General features: G+C 62.8%; 14 protein-coding genes. 1 reads left to right on the forward strand and 13 read right to left on the reverse strand.

Annotation, left to right across the window (positions count from 1 at the left end; genetic code table 11):
- The first annotated feature begins 58 nt into the window (after window positions 1–58).
- Window positions 59–1,024 carry a class 1b ribonucleoside-diphosphate reductase subunit beta gene (gene nrdF, locus RSO41_RS01610; protein ID WP_315617135.1) on the forward strand — a complete coding sequence of 322 codons (966 nt, stop codon included), beginning with the start codon at window positions 59–61 and terminating at the stop codon, window positions 1,022–1,024.
- Window positions 1,025–1,099: 75 nt separating this feature from the next.
- Here the strand turns inward: nrdF and glmS are convergent, their stop codons facing one another.
- The 13 genes from glmS to atpB form a co-directional block, all read right to left on the reverse strand.
- Entirely contained in the window at window positions 1,100–2,932 is a 1,833-nt protein-coding gene (gene glmS, locus RSO41_RS01615; protein ID WP_315617137.1) for a glutamine--fructose-6-phosphate transaminase (isomerizing), read from the reverse strand.
- An 11-nt stretch (window positions 2,933–2,943) separates the two neighbouring features.
- Complete coding sequence (gene glmU / locus RSO41_RS01620) at window positions 2,944–4,314, reverse strand: bifunctional UDP-N-acetylglucosamine diphosphorylase/glucosamine-1-phosphate N-acetyltransferase GlmU (RefSeq protein WP_315617139.1); 1,371 nt, start codon at window positions 4,312–4,314, stop codon at window positions 2,944–2,946.
- Window positions 4,315–4,364: 50 nt separating this feature from the next.
- The gene (locus tag RSO41_RS01625; RefSeq protein WP_315617141.1) at window positions 4,365–5,483 is read right to left on the reverse strand and encodes an FAD:protein FMN transferase; all 1,119 of its coding nucleotides are present in this window, start codon (window positions 5,481–5,483) and stop codon (window positions 4,365–4,367) included.
- A gap of 250 nt (window positions 5,484–5,733) precedes the next feature.
- Window positions 5,734–6,531 (reverse strand): undecaprenyl-diphosphate phosphatase, encoded by a 798-nt coding sequence (locus RSO41_RS01630; RefSeq protein WP_315617143.1) that lies wholly within the window; start codon window positions 6,529–6,531, stop codon window positions 5,734–5,736.
- Window positions 6,532–6,618: 87 nt separating this feature from the next.
- Window positions 6,619–7,989, reverse strand: a complete 1,371-nt coding sequence (gene mgtE / locus RSO41_RS01635) for a magnesium transporter (protein WP_315617145.1) — start codon at window positions 7,987–7,989, stop codon at window positions 6,619–6,621.
- Between the two features lie 115 nt (window positions 7,990–8,104).
- On the reverse strand, window positions 8,105–8,533 hold the full coding sequence (locus tag RSO41_RS01640) for a F0F1 ATP synthase subunit epsilon (protein WP_315617147.1): 429 nt from the start codon (window positions 8,531–8,533) through the stop codon (window positions 8,105–8,107).
- A 24-nt stretch (window positions 8,534–8,557) separates the two neighbouring features.
- Window positions 8,558–9,934 carry a F0F1 ATP synthase subunit beta gene (gene atpD, locus RSO41_RS01645; RefSeq protein WP_315617149.1) on the reverse strand — a complete coding sequence of 459 codons (1,377 nt, stop codon included), beginning with the start codon at window positions 9,932–9,934 and terminating at the stop codon, window positions 8,558–8,560.
- A 47-nt stretch (window positions 9,935–9,981) separates the two neighbouring features.
- Window positions 9,982–10,866 (reverse strand): F0F1 ATP synthase subunit gamma, encoded by an 885-nt coding sequence (gene atpG, locus RSO41_RS01650; protein ID WP_315617151.1) that lies wholly within the window; start codon window positions 10,864–10,866, stop codon window positions 9,982–9,984.
- A 66-nt stretch (window positions 10,867–10,932) separates the two neighbouring features.
- On the reverse strand, window positions 10,933–12,477 hold the full coding sequence (gene atpA / locus RSO41_RS01655) for a F0F1 ATP synthase subunit alpha (protein ID WP_315617153.1): 1,545 nt from the start codon (window positions 12,475–12,477) through the stop codon (window positions 10,933–10,935).
- A 16-nt stretch (window positions 12,478–12,493) separates the two neighbouring features.
- On the reverse strand, window positions 12,494–13,033 hold the full coding sequence (locus RSO41_RS01660) for a F0F1 ATP synthase subunit delta (protein WP_315617155.1): 540 nt from the start codon (window positions 13,031–13,033) through the stop codon (window positions 12,494–12,496).
- A gap of 11 nt (window positions 13,034–13,044) precedes the next feature.
- The gene (locus tag RSO41_RS01665) at window positions 13,045–13,515 is read right to left on the reverse strand and encodes a F0F1 ATP synthase subunit B (RefSeq protein ID WP_013334202.1); all 471 of its coding nucleotides are present in this window, start codon (window positions 13,513–13,515) and stop codon (window positions 13,045–13,047) included.
- 64 nt (window positions 13,516–13,579) lie between these two features.
- Window positions 13,580–13,828, reverse strand: a complete 249-nt coding sequence (gene atpE / locus RSO41_RS01670) for a F0F1 ATP synthase subunit C (RefSeq protein ID WP_013334203.1) — start codon at window positions 13,826–13,828, stop codon at window positions 13,580–13,582.
- Between the two features lie 58 nt (window positions 13,829–13,886).
- Window positions 13,887–14,750 carry a F0F1 ATP synthase subunit A gene (atpB, locus tag RSO41_RS01675; protein ID WP_315617161.1) on the reverse strand — a complete coding sequence of 288 codons (864 nt, stop codon included), beginning with the start codon at window positions 14,748–14,750 and terminating at the stop codon, window positions 13,887–13,889.
- Window positions 14,751–14,752: the final 2 nt, after the last annotated feature.

Consider the following 14,752-nt stretch of genomic DNA (forward strand, 5'->3'; position numbering starts at 1 on the left):
CTTTTAATGCTCCCGGGGCGCTGGCCGTCCCGCGTGACAACCGGATGAGATATCAACCATGACCGTTCGACTGACCCGCGTCGATGCCATCAACTGGAACCGCCTCCAGGACGACAAGGACCTCGAGGTCTGGAACCGGCTTACCAGCAACTTCTGGCTGCCCGAAAAGATCCCGCTGTCCAATGATGTGCCATCGTGGAACACCCTCAGCGAACGCGAGCAGCAACTGACCATCCGGGTGTTCACCGGCCTGACGCTGCTCGACACCATTCAGGGCACGATCGGTGCGCCGGTACTGATCGAGGATGCGGTGACGCCCCACGAGGAAGCCGTGTTCACCAACATCAGCTTCATGGAGTCAGTGCATGCACGCTCCTACAGCTCGATCTTCTCGACGCTGTGCGCCACCCGGGATGTCGACGACGCCTACCGCTGGAGCGAAGAAAACCCGCACCTGCAGAACAAGGCGGAGCTGATCCTCGATCGCTACCGCACCGACGATCCGCTGATGCGCAAGGTCGCCAGCGTGTTCCTCGAGTCCTTCCTGTTCTATTCGGGTTTCTACCTGCCGATGTACTGGTCGAGCCGCGGCAAGCTGACCAATACCGCGGACCTGATTCGCCTGATCATCCGTGATGAAGCGGTGCACGGCTATTACATCGGCTACAAGTTCCAGCTTGCCCTGGAGCAGGAAACGCCGGAGCGCCAGAAGGCGATCAAGGACACCACCTATGATCTGCTGCTCGACCTCTACGACAATGAGGTCCAGTACACAGAATCGCTTTACGACGACGTCGGCCTGACCGAAGACGTCAAGGCATTCCTCCACTACAACGCCAACAAGGCATTAATGAACCTGGGGTTCGAGGCGCTGTTCCCGAACGCCACAGAAGCCGTCGACCCGGCCATCCTGGCCGCACTCTCGCCGGGTGCCGAAGAGAACCACGACTTCTTCTCGGGCTCGGGCTCCTCCTATGTCATCGGGCGCACCGAGCGGACGGAGGATGAGGACTGGGCCTTTTAACACCCTCCATGATAACGCCGGGGCGTCTACCCCGGCGTCGCTCTTTCGGATATGCCCGATGGGCCGTGGTGACCGCTATTCGACCGTCACGGACTTGGCCAGGTTGCGGGGTTGATCCACATCGGTGCCCTTGAGCACCGCAACATGGTAGGACAACAGCTGCAGCGGCAGGGTATAGAGGATCGGCGCCAGCGCGTCCTCGACAGGCGGCAGGTGCAGTACTCGGATGCCATCGTCGCTGGCCAGGCCAACACCTTCATCGGCAAAGACGAAGAGCTCTCCCCCGCGCGCCCTGACTTCCTGAAGGTTCGACTTCAGTTTGTCGAGCAGTTCGTCATTGGGCGCCACCGAGACCACCGGCATGTCGCTGTCGACCAGTGCCAGCGGGCCGTGCTTGAGCTCTCCCGCCGGATAGGCCTCGGCATGGATGTAGGAAATTTCCTTGAGCTTCAGCGCCCCTTCCAGGGCGACCGGGAAGTGGGCGCCACGGCCGAGAAAGAGGGCATGATGCTTCTCGGCAAAGGCCGTGGACAAGGCCTCGATCTCCCCATCCAGCGCCAGGACCCGCTCGACCCGGGCGGGCAGCCCGCGCAGGGCCTCGACCAGGGCAGCCTGCTCCTCTGCATCCTGGCCACGCACGCGGCCGAGCGCCAGGGTCAGCAGCATCAGAGCCGTCAACTGGGTAGTAAATGCCTTGGTCGAGGCCACGCCGATCTCCGGACCGGCCCGAGTCATCAGCGTCAGGTCGGACTCGCGGGCCAGGGAACTGCCCGGCACGTTGCAGATCGCCAGGCTGCCCAGGTAACCGCTGTCCTTGGCGAACCGCAGCGCCGCCAGGGTATCAGCGGTCTCACCGGACTGGGAGAGGGTCACGAAGAGCGTGTTCTCGGGCACCACCACCCGACGATAACGGTACTCGGAGGCGACCTCTACCTGCACCGGTACACCGGCGTAGCGCTCGAGCCAGTAACGGGCCACGAGACCGGCATGATAACTGGTTCCGCAAGCCACCAAGTGGATCTGGGAGACTCGCGAGAACAACGCTTCGGCACCGGGGCCGAAACTCCCCACCGGTACCGAGCGATCACCGAGCCGCCCTTCCAGGGTCTCGGCGATGACCGCCGGCTGCTCATGGATCTCCTTGAGCATGAAATGGCGATACTCGCCCTTGCTGGCACTGCCATCGCCATGCTCGAAGGTCTGAACCTCGCGCTCCACGGCCTGGCCCGAGGCGTCGAATACCTCGATGCTGCCGCCGGCGGAGAGCCGCACCACATCGCCTTCTTCGAGATAGATGAAGCGATCCGTGACCTGCAGCAGGGCCAGCGGGTCCGAGGCAATAAAAGCCTCCTCGATCCCGACCCCTACCACCAGGGGGCTGCCCTTGCGCGCACCGATCACCACATCCGGCTCGTCGGCATGGATCACCCCCAGGGCATAGGCACCATCGAGCCGTGCGATCACATCCTGCACCGCCGTCAGCAGATCCGTGGCCCGTGCTTCACGCTCGATCAAATGCGCGATGACCTCGGTGTCGGTCTGGGAGGCGAAATCATAACCGGCACCTTCCAGCTCGACCCGCAGGGACTCATGGTTCTCGATGATGCCATTGTGCACCACCGCCAGACGTTCACCGGACTGGTGGGGATGGGCATTCTCCTCGCTGGGACGTCCATGAGTCGCCCAGCGAGTGTGGGCGATGCCGCTGTGACCGGTAAGCGGCGACGCTTCCAGCTTTTCCTCGAGAGCCGCCACCTTGCCCAGGGCCCGGCGACGTTGCAGGCGTCCGTCGGTATCCCGCACCACCATGCCTGCCGAATCGTAACCGCGATATTCCAGGCGCAAGAGCCCTTCACGCAGGATTCCCTGTACGTTGCGTTGCGCCACGGCGCCGACGATGCCACACATGCCGAATCTCCTTAGTCATTCCCAAGCTTGGTAGGGCGCTTCCAGTCATCCTTGCTGATCATCCTCGACCGCTCGACCGCCAGGGCATGGTCGGCAACATCACGATCGATGGTGGACCCGGCTCCCACGGTAGCCCCCTTGCCCACGCTGACCGGCGCCACCAGGGCAGTGTTGGAGCCGATGAAGGCGTCATCGCCGATTTCGGTACGATGCTTGTTCGCGCCATCATAGTTGCAGGTAATGGTCCCCGCCCCCACGTTGACCCCCCGTCCTAGACGGGCGTCGCCGACATAGCTCAAGTGATTGATCTTGGAGCCCTCGCCGACCTCGGCATTCTTGGTCTCGACGAAATTGCCGACCTTGGCGCCGACCGCCAGCCGAGTCCCCGGACGCAGGCGTGCGAAGGGGCCAAGCTGATTGTGGCCGGCCACCACGGCCCCCTCGATGACGCTGTGGGGTTCGATGACCGTCTCGGCACCGATATGGCTGTCACGGATCACGCAATGAGGGCCGACACGTACGCCTTCTCCCAGTTCGACATCTCCCTCGAAGACGCAGCCGACATCGATCTCGACATCATGGCCGCACGTGAGGCGACCTCGTACATCCAGACGCGACGGGTCACGCAAGGCGACCCCTTGCGCCATCAACGACTCGGCGATATCGCCCTGCAGAGTACGCTCCAGTCGAGCCATCTGCCGGCGATCGTTGACCCCCTCCACCTCGACCGGGCGCGAGGGCTGGGCGGTGGTGACCTTGACGCCTTCGGCGGCGGCCATGGCAATGACATCGGTGAGGTAGTATTCGCCCTGGGCATTATCGGCCGACAGGCGGGGCAACCAGCGACGCAACTGGGCAGCGGTCATGGCCATGATGCCGGTATTGCACTCGCGCACCGCCCGTTGAGCCTCATCGGCATCCTTCTGCTCGACGATGGCCACTGCCTCGCCGGCTTCGTCACGCAGGATTCGACCATAGCCGGCGGGATCCTCCAGCGTCACCGTCAACAGCCCCATGTGCTGCTCATCGACGGGGGCCAGCAGCGCCCTCAGGGTGTCGCGTCGGATCAAGGGCACATCGCCGTAGAGCACCAGCACCTTGCCATCGCCGAGCTCTTCCAGAGACTGGGCCACGGCATGGCCGGTGCCCTTCTGTTCGGCCTGCAGAACGAAATGCACCGGGTACTCGGCCAGAGCCTCGTGCAGCCGTTCGGCACCATGACCCACGACCACATGGGTCCGTTCGGCCTCGAGCCCCGAGGTGGTGTCGAGTATATGGCGCACCATCGGCTTGCCGGCCAGTGGATGCAGTACCTTGGGCAGCGAAGAGCGCATGCGCGTCCCCTTGCCTGCTGCGAGTATCACCACATCGAGGGTCATCATGACTCCTTGTCCACTCATCAGATCCGATTCATTCTAGGCTGTCGGCCGTATCACTGGCCATCTTGGTTCGCTTCATCGGCGGCGCTACTGACGCCGTCACCGGCTTCCACCACCTCGATCCCCAGCCTGTCGACCACATCGCGACCGAAATGTGCCGCGAAAGCCGGACTCGCCAGGCTCTGCCAGCCATCTCCCTGGCGCACCAGCATCAACACCGCCAGGTCATGACGTTGAGCAAGGGCCATGCCTTCTCGCTCGCCGAGCACCGTCATGGCCGTGGCCCAGGCATCGGCGCGGGCGTTGGACGAACCGATGATCGTCACCGAGGCGAGACGGTGCTGGATCGGTCGCCCGGTACGGGGATCGATGGTGTGCGAATAGCGACGTCCATCCACCTCGAAATAATTGCGATAGTCTCCCGATGTGGCCACCGAGGTATCTTCCAGAGGCAGGACATGCTCCGCCTGGGGTCGACCGTTGCGCGGCACTTCGACGCCAATACGCCAGGGCTCGGCCTCTCCATCGCGATGGCCATCCACCTTGACCTCACCGCCCAGGTTGACCAGGAAGTTCTCCACACCCTGATCGGCCAGATAGGCGGCGACTCGATCGGTAGCATAGCCCTTGGCCACGCCGGAGAGGTCGACGAAGACATCCTTCAGTCGCCTGGCTCGATTATCGTCGACCTCCAGCTCCAGGGTCTCCATGCCGACTTCGGCGAGACGCTGCTCGATGAGAGAGTCGGCGGGCACTTCCTCGGGGCGGGCCTCGGGGCCGAAACTCCACAGGTTGACCAGGTCACCCACGGTGACATCGAAGGCACCGCCACTGGCGTCGCCCACCGATCGGGCAATATCCAGCACATGGACCAGCGGGGCGGAGAGTCTCTGCCATTCGCCGATCGGCGCCTCGTTGAAGGCCATCAGCTCGGCGTCATCGCGATAGGTCGACATCGAGGCATCCACCGCCTCCAGTTCGTCGAGAAAGCCGTCTTCCAGCGCCTCGGCCTCGGACTGCGTGAGGGGATCGGCGATGGTCACCTGATAGAAGGTCCCGAAGATATCGCCCTTCAGGGTGACGGGGGACTCCAGCGTACGCTCCGAACAACCGGCCAGCAGGACGACCAGCAGCAGGATTGGGATAACAAGGCGCTGTAAAGGGCTAAGCATGTAGATACTCCAATGGGAGGACAGCAATCGCTCTATAGGCGGAGAGGCGATGAGCTTCTCCGGCGCCAAGCCTTCGCGAGGGCGCTATGAACCCTTCCTTGGGCGCTACCGACGCCCTGCAGCGCTCTCGCATCCTGCGCCGCTTGCAGGTCCTGGGTTGGCCTTCCCTGGCCAACCCGTTCGGAGCAGTGCTCCTCACCCATGGCGTCGGACCCTCGCGCCGCCTTGTCCCCGGCGCTCATCGATCGCGCTAACCAAATAACCAGATCAGCGCAATGCCCAGAATGAGACGGTAGACCACGAAGGGCTGCATACCGATCCGCTTGATGAAGGCCAGGAAGAAGTGGATGCACAGATAGGCACTGATGCCCGACAGCACCGCACCCACCACCAGCGCCGTCCAGTCCACCGGCAACGGGGAACGAATCAGCTCCAGCGACTCCAGCCCACCGGCCAGCACGATCACCGGAATCGACAGCAGGAAGGAGAAGCGTGCCGCAGCTTCCCGGGTCAATCCCAGCATCAAGGCGGCCGTCATGGTGATGCCGGAACGCGAGGTGCCGGGTATCAAGGCCAGCGCCTGGGCCAGACCGATCCACAAGGCATCGCGCCAGCTCATCCGGTACTCGTCGCGCCGACCACGGTGGCGCCAGTCGACATAGCCGAGCAATAGACCGAAGACGATCAATCCTCCGGCCAGCACCAGCGGGGAGCGCATCACGCCCTCGATGACATCCTTGAACGCCAGGCCGACCACACAGACCGGGATCGTCGCCAACAAGACCCACCAAGCCAGACGTGCATCTTCATCGGTACCGCGCCCTGCCAGGCTGCAACACCAGCTGGTCGTCATGGCCGCAAGCTCATCGCGAAAATAAAGCACTACCGCCATCAAGCTGCCAAGGTGCAGCGCCACATCGAAGGCCAGGCCCTGATCCGGCCAGTCGGTCAGTACCGGCACCAGGATCAGGTGGGCGGAGCTGGAAACCGGCAGGAACTCGGTCAATCCCTGGACAATGGAAAGCAGAACGATCTGTAGCCAATCCATGGAGCACTCTGTGTCAGGCTGGGAAACGGCGCCCGCAGGCAACCGGCTCACGAGGATACACATCCCGCGCCCCGCTGTCCGCTCGTCTCAGCCACCGGACAGGATCAAGGTCGCGAAGCTGAAGTAGATCAAGACCCCGGATGCATCGATCAAGGTGGTCACCAACGGCGCCGAGGCGGTCGCCGGGTCCCAGCCGAACCGGTCGAGCACGAAAGGCAGACACATGCCCAGCAGGCTTCCGAACAGCACGATCGAGATCATGCTCACGGCCACCACGAGCGCCACGGCCTCGCCACCGCGCATCACACCGATCGGCGCCACCGCCAGGGCCATGGTCAGCCCCAGCGATCCGGCCACCAGCAGCTCGCGTCCCAGCAGCTTGCCCCAGTCTCGAACACCGACATCGCCGGTGGCCATGCCACGCACCATCAGGGTTGCCGCCTGGGCACCGGCATTGCCGCCACTGCCGATCAACAGCGGCAGGAAGAATACCAGCGCTACCTGGGCGGCAATGGTGTCCTCGAAGTGTGCAATACCGGCGCCGGACAGCAGGTTGCCGAACACCAGCAGTACCAGCCAGGTCACCCGCTTTCGATAGAGGCTGAGCAGCGGCACTCGACTGACACCATCCTCGAGTTGCCCGATGGACATCCCCTTGTGGATATCTTCGGTGGCCTCGGACTCGACCACGTCCAGCGCATCATCGTGGGTGACGATACCGACCAGACGTCGCTCCTCGTCGACCACCGGTACCGCCAGCAGGTCGTAGCGTGCCACGATTCGGGCCACCTCCTCCTGAGGCGTATCCACGGTGGCGTGAATCACATCACGGATCATCAGCTCGTCGACCCGAGCCCCGGGGCGGGCCACCATCAGTTGCCGCAACGACATGGTACCGGCCGGACGTCCATCGGCATCGAGCACATAGAGCTGATAGACCGTTTCGGCGTCCGGTGCGGTCTGGCGTACTCGCATCATCGCCCGAGAAACAGTCATGCCCATCGGGATCGCCACATAGTCGGAGGTCATCAAGGCACCGGCCGTCCCCTCCTCGTAGCTGGCCAGACGCATGAGTTCCTCGCGTTCCCGATGCGCCATGCGCCGCAGCAGTACCTCGCGACGGTCCTCGCCGAGCACCTTGAACAGGTCGGTACGCTCGTCGGCGCCCATTTCCTCGAGTACCGCCTGCAACTTGTCGTTGCGCATGGCAGCCGTGAAGGTGAGCTGTTCTTCATCATGCAGATGGCCGAGAACGCTGGCCTGGCGCTCCAGAGGAAGGCTGTCCAACAGGGCTCGACCGCGCAGCTCGTCGTCGTTCTCGAGCAGGTCATGGAGAATCTCGGCGATATCGGCGGAGCGCAGTTCGGGCAACTGGGCATTCAGCCGTTTCCGGTCATCTCCTTCCAGGGCACGGAGCAGGTCTACCTTGTGTTGCTCGAGGGACTCGTTGAGTGACATGGACATCCTCTCCCACCGCCGGAACGGCTCGATCACCCGATACGAACACGAAAACGCCTCCCGAAATAGATCCGGGAGGCGCCCTCGTCAATCACGCTCGGCTCGGTGCGGGCGTTCAGCCGCGACCGGCCTTGCGACGCAACTGCTGGATGGTACGCAGTTGGGCCATGGCTTCGGCCAACTCGGCCGCGGCGCGGGTGTAATCCAGCTCCGCGGTCTTGTCGTTCATGGCCTGCAGCGCCTCTTGGCGAGCCTGCTCGGCGGCTGCCTCGTCCAGGTCATCGGCACGCACGGCGGTATCGGCCAGCACGGTGACCACATCGGGCTGTACCTCGAGGAAGCCCCCCGAGACATAGAAGTGATCCTCCTCACCTCCGCCCCGGACGATCCGCACCGGACCGGGCGCAAGCTCGGTCAGCAGCGGCGTGTGGCCACCGAGGATCCCGAGATCCCCCATGCGGCCGGCCGCCACGACCTGCTCGGCTTCGCCGGAGTAGATCGACGCCTCGGCGCTGACGACCTCGCATTTGATGCTTTTCGTCATGATGACGTCTCCCAGGTGGAGGGATTACTTCATCTGGTTGGCTTTCTCGACGGCCTCGTCGATGGTGCCGACCATGTAGAAGGCCTGCTCCGGCAACTCGTCGTACTCGCCTTCGAGAATACCCTGGAACCCGCGAATGGTCTCCTTGAGGGAGACATACTTGCCGGGAGCGCCAGTGAACACCTCGGCGACGAAGAACGGCTGCGACAGGAAGCGCTGGATCTTCCGCGCCCGGGCCACGGACAACTTGTCCTCGTCGGACAGCTCATCCATGCCCAGAATGGCGATGATATCCTTGAGCTCCTTGTAGCGCTGCAGCACGCCCTGCACACCGCGCGCCACCTTGTAGTGCTCTTCACCGATGACCAGCGGATCCAGCTGACGAGAGGTGGAATCCAGCGGGTCGATGGCCGGATAGATACCCAGCTCGGCGATGGAACGCGCCAGTACCACGGTCGCATCCAGGTGCGAGAAGGTAGTCGCCGGTGACGGGTCGGTCAGGTCGTCCGCGGGGACATAGACCGCCTGCACGGAGGTGATGGACCCCGTTTTCGTGGAGGTGATGCGCTCCTGCAGGACGCCCATCTCCTCGGCCAGGGTCGGCTGATAACCCACCGCGGAGGGCATGCGGCCGAGCAGTGCGGACACCTCGGTACCGGCCAGGGTATAGCGGTAGATGTTATCGACGAACAACAGCACGTCGCGGCCTTCATCGCGGAATTTCTCGGCGATGGTCAGACCGGTCAGGGCCACGCGCAGGCGGTTGCCGGGCGGCTCGTTCATCTGGCCATAGACCAGGGAGACCTTGTCGAGGACGTTGGACTCCTGCATCTCGTGATAGAAGTCGTTGCCCTCGCGAGTCCGCTCGCCGACACCGGCGAACACGGAGTAACCGCTGTGCTCGGTGGCGATGTTGCGGATCAGCTCCATCATGTTGACGGTCTTGCCGACGCCGGCGCCGCCGAACAGACCGACCTTGCCACCCTTGGCGAAAGGACAGACCAGGTCGATGACCTTGATGCCGGTCTCCAGCAGCTCGTCTGCCGCCGCCTGATCCGCATAGCCAGGGGCCTTGCGGTGGATCGGCATGCGTTCCTGTTCACCGATCTCGCCGGCTTCGTCGATAGGCTGCCCCAGGACGTTCATGATCCGACCCAGGGTCTCCTTGCCCACCGGCACAGAAATGGCGGCACCGGTGCTGGCGATCTCGAGACCGCGCTTGAGCCCTTCGGTGGAGCCCATGGCGATGGTGCGCACCACGCCGTCGCCCAGCTGCTGCTGGACCTCAAGGATGGTCTCGCTGTTCGAGACCGTCAGCGCGTCGTAGACCTTGGGCACTTCGTCCCGCGGAAACTCTACGTCAATCACCGCGCCGATGATTTGTACGATACGTCCGCTCATCTTGGTTCCTCTCAAAGTACCTGCAAATGAAACCTGTATGCCTGGCGCTATACGGCGGCGGCGCCACCGACGATCTCGGAAATTTCCTGGGTAATGGCCGCTTGTCGGGCCTTGTTGTACACCAGTTCCAGGTCGTCGATCAGGTTGCCGGCGTTGTCGGTGGCACTCTTCATTGCGATCATGCGAGCGGCCTGCTCACAGGCCACGTTCTCGACTACCGCCTGATAGACCTGCGCCTCGACGAAACGCACGAGCAGGCTATCCAGCAGCGCCTTGGCATCCGGCTCATACAGGTAGTCCCAGCTGCTGGGACGCTCGAATTCCTCGTCGTCCTGCGCCTCGGCTCCCATGTCGGAAGACAGCGGCAACAGCTGACGAACCACCGGCTTCTGGGTCATGGTGTTGACGAACTCGTTGAACACCACGTAGAGGCGGTCCAGCTTGCCCTCGTCATAGGCGTCCAGCATCACCTTCACACTGCCGACCAGATCCTCGGCCCTGGGCGCTTCGCCCAGTCCGTTCTTGGCCGCCACCAGGTTGCCGCCATACTTGCGGAAGAAAGTGCCTGCCTTGCTGCCCAGAGTGCAGAAATCGAGCTCCGCCCCCTGGTCATGCCAGGCCTTGGCCTCCTTGACGACGGACTTGAACAGGTTGACGTTCAAGCCACCGCACAACCCCCGGTCGCTGGACACCACGATGAAACCGACACGCTTGACCTCGCGTTCCTCCATCCACGGATGCTTGTACTCCGGGTTGGCATCGGCGAGATGGCCCACGACCTTGCGAATCTGCTTGGCATAGGGCTGGCAGGCCTTCATACGGTCCTGCGCCTTGCGCATCTTCGACGCAGCCACCATTTCCATGGCGCTGGTAATCTTCTGCGTGTTCTTGATACTCCCGATCTGGGAGCGAATCTCTTTTGCGGCTGCCATAGCGATCTACCCTTGTTCGTGGACTCAGAAAGCTCCATGGCCCGCTCTGCCGAGCGGGCCGTCGGATTACCAGCTCTGAGTCGCCTTGAACTTGTCGAGACCTTCCTTCAAGCCGCTCTTGATCTCGTCGCTGTAGTCGCCGCTCTGGTTGATCGTGTCGAGCAGTTCGGCGTACTCGGACTTCATGAAGTCCTGCAGGGCACGCTCGAAGTCCAGCACCTTGTTGACCTCGACATCTTCCAGATAGCCTTCGTTGGCGGCATACAGAGTGACGGCCATCTGTGCCACGGACATCGGCGCGTACTGGTTCTGCTTCATCAGCTCCATCACGCGCTGGCCGTGCTCCAGCTGCTTGCGAGTCGCCTCGTCCAGGTCGGAGGCAAACTGGGCGAAGGCTGCCAGCTCGCGATACTGGGCCAGGGCCAGACGCACGCTGCCGCCGAGCTTCTTGATGACCTTGGTCTGGGCCGAGCCACCCACACGAGAGACCGACAGGCCGGCGTTGATCGCCGGACGGACGCCCGAGTTGAACAGGTCGGTTTCGAGGAAGATCTGACCGTCGGTGATGGAGATCACGTTGGTCGGAACGAACGCGGAAACGTCGCCGCCCTGAGTCTCGATGATCGGCAATGCGGTCAGCGAGCCGGTCTTGCCCTTCACTTCACCGTCGGTGAACTTCTCGACGTAGTCGGCGTTGACGCGCGCCGCGCGCTCGAGCAGACGCGAGTGGAGGTAGAAGACATCACCCGGGAAGGCTTCGCGGCCCGGCGGACGACGCAGCAGCAGGGAAACCTGGCGATAGGCCACGGCCTGCTTGGACAGATCGTCATAGACAATCAGGGCATCTTCACCGCGATCGCGGAAGTATTCCCCCATGGTGCAACCGGAATAGGCGGCGAGGAACTGCATCGGGGCCGGGTCGGCGGCGCCGGCGGCAACCACGATGGTGTGCTCCATGGCGTCGTGCTCTTCGAGCTTGCGCACCACGTTGGCGATCGTCGACTGCTTCTGGCCGATGGCCACGTAGACGCAGGTGACGTCCTTGCCCTTCTGGTTGATGATGGCATCGATGGCGATGGCGGACTTGCCGATCTGACGGTCACCGATGATCAGCTCGCGCTGACCGCGACCGATCGGCACCATGGCGTCGATCGACTTGAAGCCGGTCTGGATCGGCTGGTCGACCGACTGACGGGTGATGACACCTGGTGCCACCTTCTCGACCGCATCGGTCTTGTCGGTGCCCAGTTCGCCCTTGCCATCGATCGGGTTGCCCAGGGCATCGACCACGCGGCCGCGAAGCTCCGGACCCACCGGCACTTCAAGGATGCGACCGGTACACTGGGCGGTCATGCCCTCTTCGAGCTGCAGATAGTCACCCAGCACCACGGCGCCGACGTTGTCGCGCTCGAGGTTCAGCGTCATGCCATAGATGCCGCCGGGAAACTCGATCATCTCGCCGAACATCGCGTCGGCGAGACCATGGATCTGCACGATACCGTCAGACACGCTGACGATGGTGCCCTGGTTGCGGGCTTCGGATGCGACATCCAGCTTTTCGATACGCTGCTTGATGATGTCGCTGATCTCGGAAGGATTCAGTTGCTGCATGCCATGTCCCTCAGACTCAGGCGGAAAGGGCCTCGTGGAGGCGATTCAGTCGACCACGCACCGATCCGTCGATGACGGTATCGCCGGCACGCAGGACAACGCCGCCCAGAAGGCTGCTGTCCACCTGAGTGGTAATGGAGATTTCGCGGTTCAGACGCTTGGCCAGTGCACTCGCGAGCGTTTGTTGCTGCGCGTCGTCCAGCGGGAAGGCGGAGACGATATCCACGTCCATGCGCCTCTCCTGCTGGGCCTTGAGCAGCGCGAACTGCTCGGCGATGGCCGGCAGAGCCGCCAGGCGGCCCTTCTGACCGACCTGGAAAAGGAAGTTGCGCAGCTCGTCGTTCACGGCATCACCGCAGATTTCGACGAGCAGTTCCACCTTCTGCGCGCTGGTAAGCCGCGGATTGCCGAGCACCTGCCGGCGCAGGTCATCGTTGCCGACGACTTGCGCCACGCTGTCGAGCATACCGGCCCAGCCCTCGAGCGCCTGATGCTCAGTGGCATACTCGAAGGCTGCCTTGGCGTAGGGGCGAGCGACGGTTGACAGTTCCGCCATGGGTCACCTCCTCAAAGCTCGTCGGCGAGTTTGTCGACGAGCTTCGCGTGCTGCTTCTCGTCGATGGAGGATTCCAGGATGCGCTCAGCCCCCACGATGGCGAGCCGCGATACCTGCTCGCGCAGCTCCTCCTTCGCGCGGTTGACTTCCTGCTCAATCTCGGACTTGGCGTTGGTGATCATGCGCTCGCCTTCCTGGCGGGCCTGCTCACGTGCCTCGTCGATCATCTGGTTGGACCGCTTGTGGGCCTGTTCCAGGATTTCGGCCGCCTGCTCCTTGCTCTCACGCAGCGTCTCTTCGGCCTGTTGCTCGGCCAGTTCGAGATCGCGTGAAGCACGGCTGGCAGCGTCCAGGCCATCGGCGATCTTCTTCTGGCGCTCCTGCAGGGCCTGCATGACCGGGGGCCATACAAACCGCATGCAGAACCAGACGAAGAACGCAAAGGCGATAGCCTGGCCGATCAGGGTTAGGTTCAGGTTCACGCCAGCACCTCTCGCGTCACAGGTTTGGGGTTAAGATCACGACGGGTCTTGCGACCGTCGCAGATCAACCGACAAACGGGTTGGCGAAAGTGAAGAACAGCGCGATACCCACACCGATCATGGTCACGGCGTCCAGCAGGCCGGCGACGATGAACATCTTGACCTGCAGCATCGGGATCATTTCCGGCTGACGCGCGGCGCCTTCCAGGAACTTGCCGCCCAGGATACCGAAGCCGATGGCGGTACCCAGGGCACCCAGGCCGATCAGCAGGGACACGGCGATTGCGGTCATACCCAGAACTTGTGCTTCCATGATGGTCTCCAGTTTCAGTCGAGTGGTTTCAAGGGTCAGTGGGTTAAGGGTGAAGTGGTCAGTGCTTTTCCACCGCCATGCTCAGATAGACGATGGTCAGCATCATGAAGATGAAGGCCTGCAGGGTGATGACCAGGATATGGAACACCGCCCAGGGGAAGTGCAACGGCAGCTGCCACAGCCCGATCAACGCGATCAGGATGAAGATCAGCTCACCGGCGTAGAGGTTACCGAACAGACGCAGCGCCAGTGAGACCGGCTTGGCCAGCAGGGTGACGGTCTCCAGCAAAAAGTTGACCGGCACGAACAGTGCCTGAACCAGCTTGTTCGGCGAATTGAACGGATGCAGGGTCAGTTCGCCGATGAAACCGGAGAAGCCCTTGGCACGAATGGTATAGAAGATGATCAGGGCGAAGACCGACAACGACATGCCGAGGGTGGCATTGATGTCGGTGGTCGGCACGACCTTGAAGTAGACGTGGGCGGGATCGGCACCGAACATGGCCCCCACTTTCTGCGCCAGCATCGGCAGGAAGTCGACGGGTACCAGGTCCATCAGGTTCATCAGGAAGACCCAACAGAAGATGGTCAGCGACAAGGGCGCGATCAGCTTGCTCTTGCCGTGAAAGGTATCCTTGACCGAGCTGTCGACGAACTCGACCATCATTTCCACGAAGTTCTGCAACCCGGTGGGCACGCCGGTGGTTGCGGCTCGTCCCACCTTGCGAAACAGCAGCAGGAACAACAGACCAAGGCCGATCGACCAGCCCATGGTGTCGAGGTGCAGTGCCCAGAACCCCATCTCGGAGGCTTCGTCTGCGGAATGCGCGAAGCCCCAACCATTCTCGGGATGATGCCCGAAGGTCAGGTTCTGCAGGTGGTGCTGGATATAATACGACGTGCTCGGGTTGTTGCCTGCCATGG

Source organism: Halomonas sp. I1 (genome assembly GCF_032334135.1).
GTDB lineage: Bacteria > Pseudomonadota > Gammaproteobacteria > Pseudomonadales > Halomonadaceae > Halomonas.

Bases quoted from the DNA above. Each gene is read 5' to 3' on its own strand.
- atpE (WP_013334203.1), bottom strand. From the start codon at position 13,828: ATGGAAGCACAAGTTCTGGGTATGACCGCAATCGCCGTGTCCCTGCTG.
- atpA (WP_315617153.1), bottom strand. From the start codon at position 12,477: ATGCAGCAACTGAATCCTTCCGAGATCAGCGACATCATCAAGCAGCGT.
- RSO41_RS01660 (WP_315617155.1), bottom strand. From the start codon at position 13,033: ATGGCGGAACTGTCAACCGTCGCTCGCCCCTACGCCAAGGCAGCCTTC.
- atpB (WP_315617161.1), bottom strand. From the start codon at position 14,750: ATGGCAGGCAACAACCCGAGCACGTCGTATTATATCCAGCACCACCTG.
- atpD (WP_315617149.1), bottom strand. From the start codon at position 9,934: ATGAGCGGACGTATCGTACAAATCATCGGCGCGGTGATTGACGTAGAG.
- RSO41_RS01625 (WP_315617141.1), bottom strand. From the start codon at position 5,483: ATGCTTAGCCCTTTACAGCGCCTTGTTATCCCAATCCTGCTGCTGGTC.
- atpG (WP_315617151.1), bottom strand. From the start codon at position 10,866: ATGGCAGCCGCAAAAGAGATTCGCTCCCAGATCGGGAGTATCAAGAAC.
- RSO41_RS01640 (WP_315617147.1), bottom strand. From the start codon at position 8,533: ATGACGAAAAGCATCAAATGCGAGGTCGTCAGCGCCGAGGCGTCGATC.
- mgtE (WP_315617145.1), bottom strand. From the start codon at position 7,989: ATGTCACTCAACGAGTCCCTCGAGCAACACAAGGTAGACCTGCTCCGT.
- glmU (WP_315617139.1), bottom strand. From the start codon at position 4,314: ATGATGACCCTCGATGTGGTGATACTCGCAGCAGGCAAGGGGACGCGC.
- nrdF (WP_315617135.1), top strand. From the start codon at position 59: ATGACCGTTCGACTGACCCGCGTCGATGCCATCAACTGGAACCGCCTC.
- RSO41_RS01630 (WP_315617143.1), bottom strand. From the start codon at position 6,531: ATGGATTGGCTACAGATCGTTCTGCTTTCCATTGTCCAGGGATTGACC.
- glmS (WP_315617137.1), bottom strand. From the start codon at position 2,932: ATGTGTGGCATCGTCGGCGCCGTGGCGCAACGCAACGTACAGGGAATC.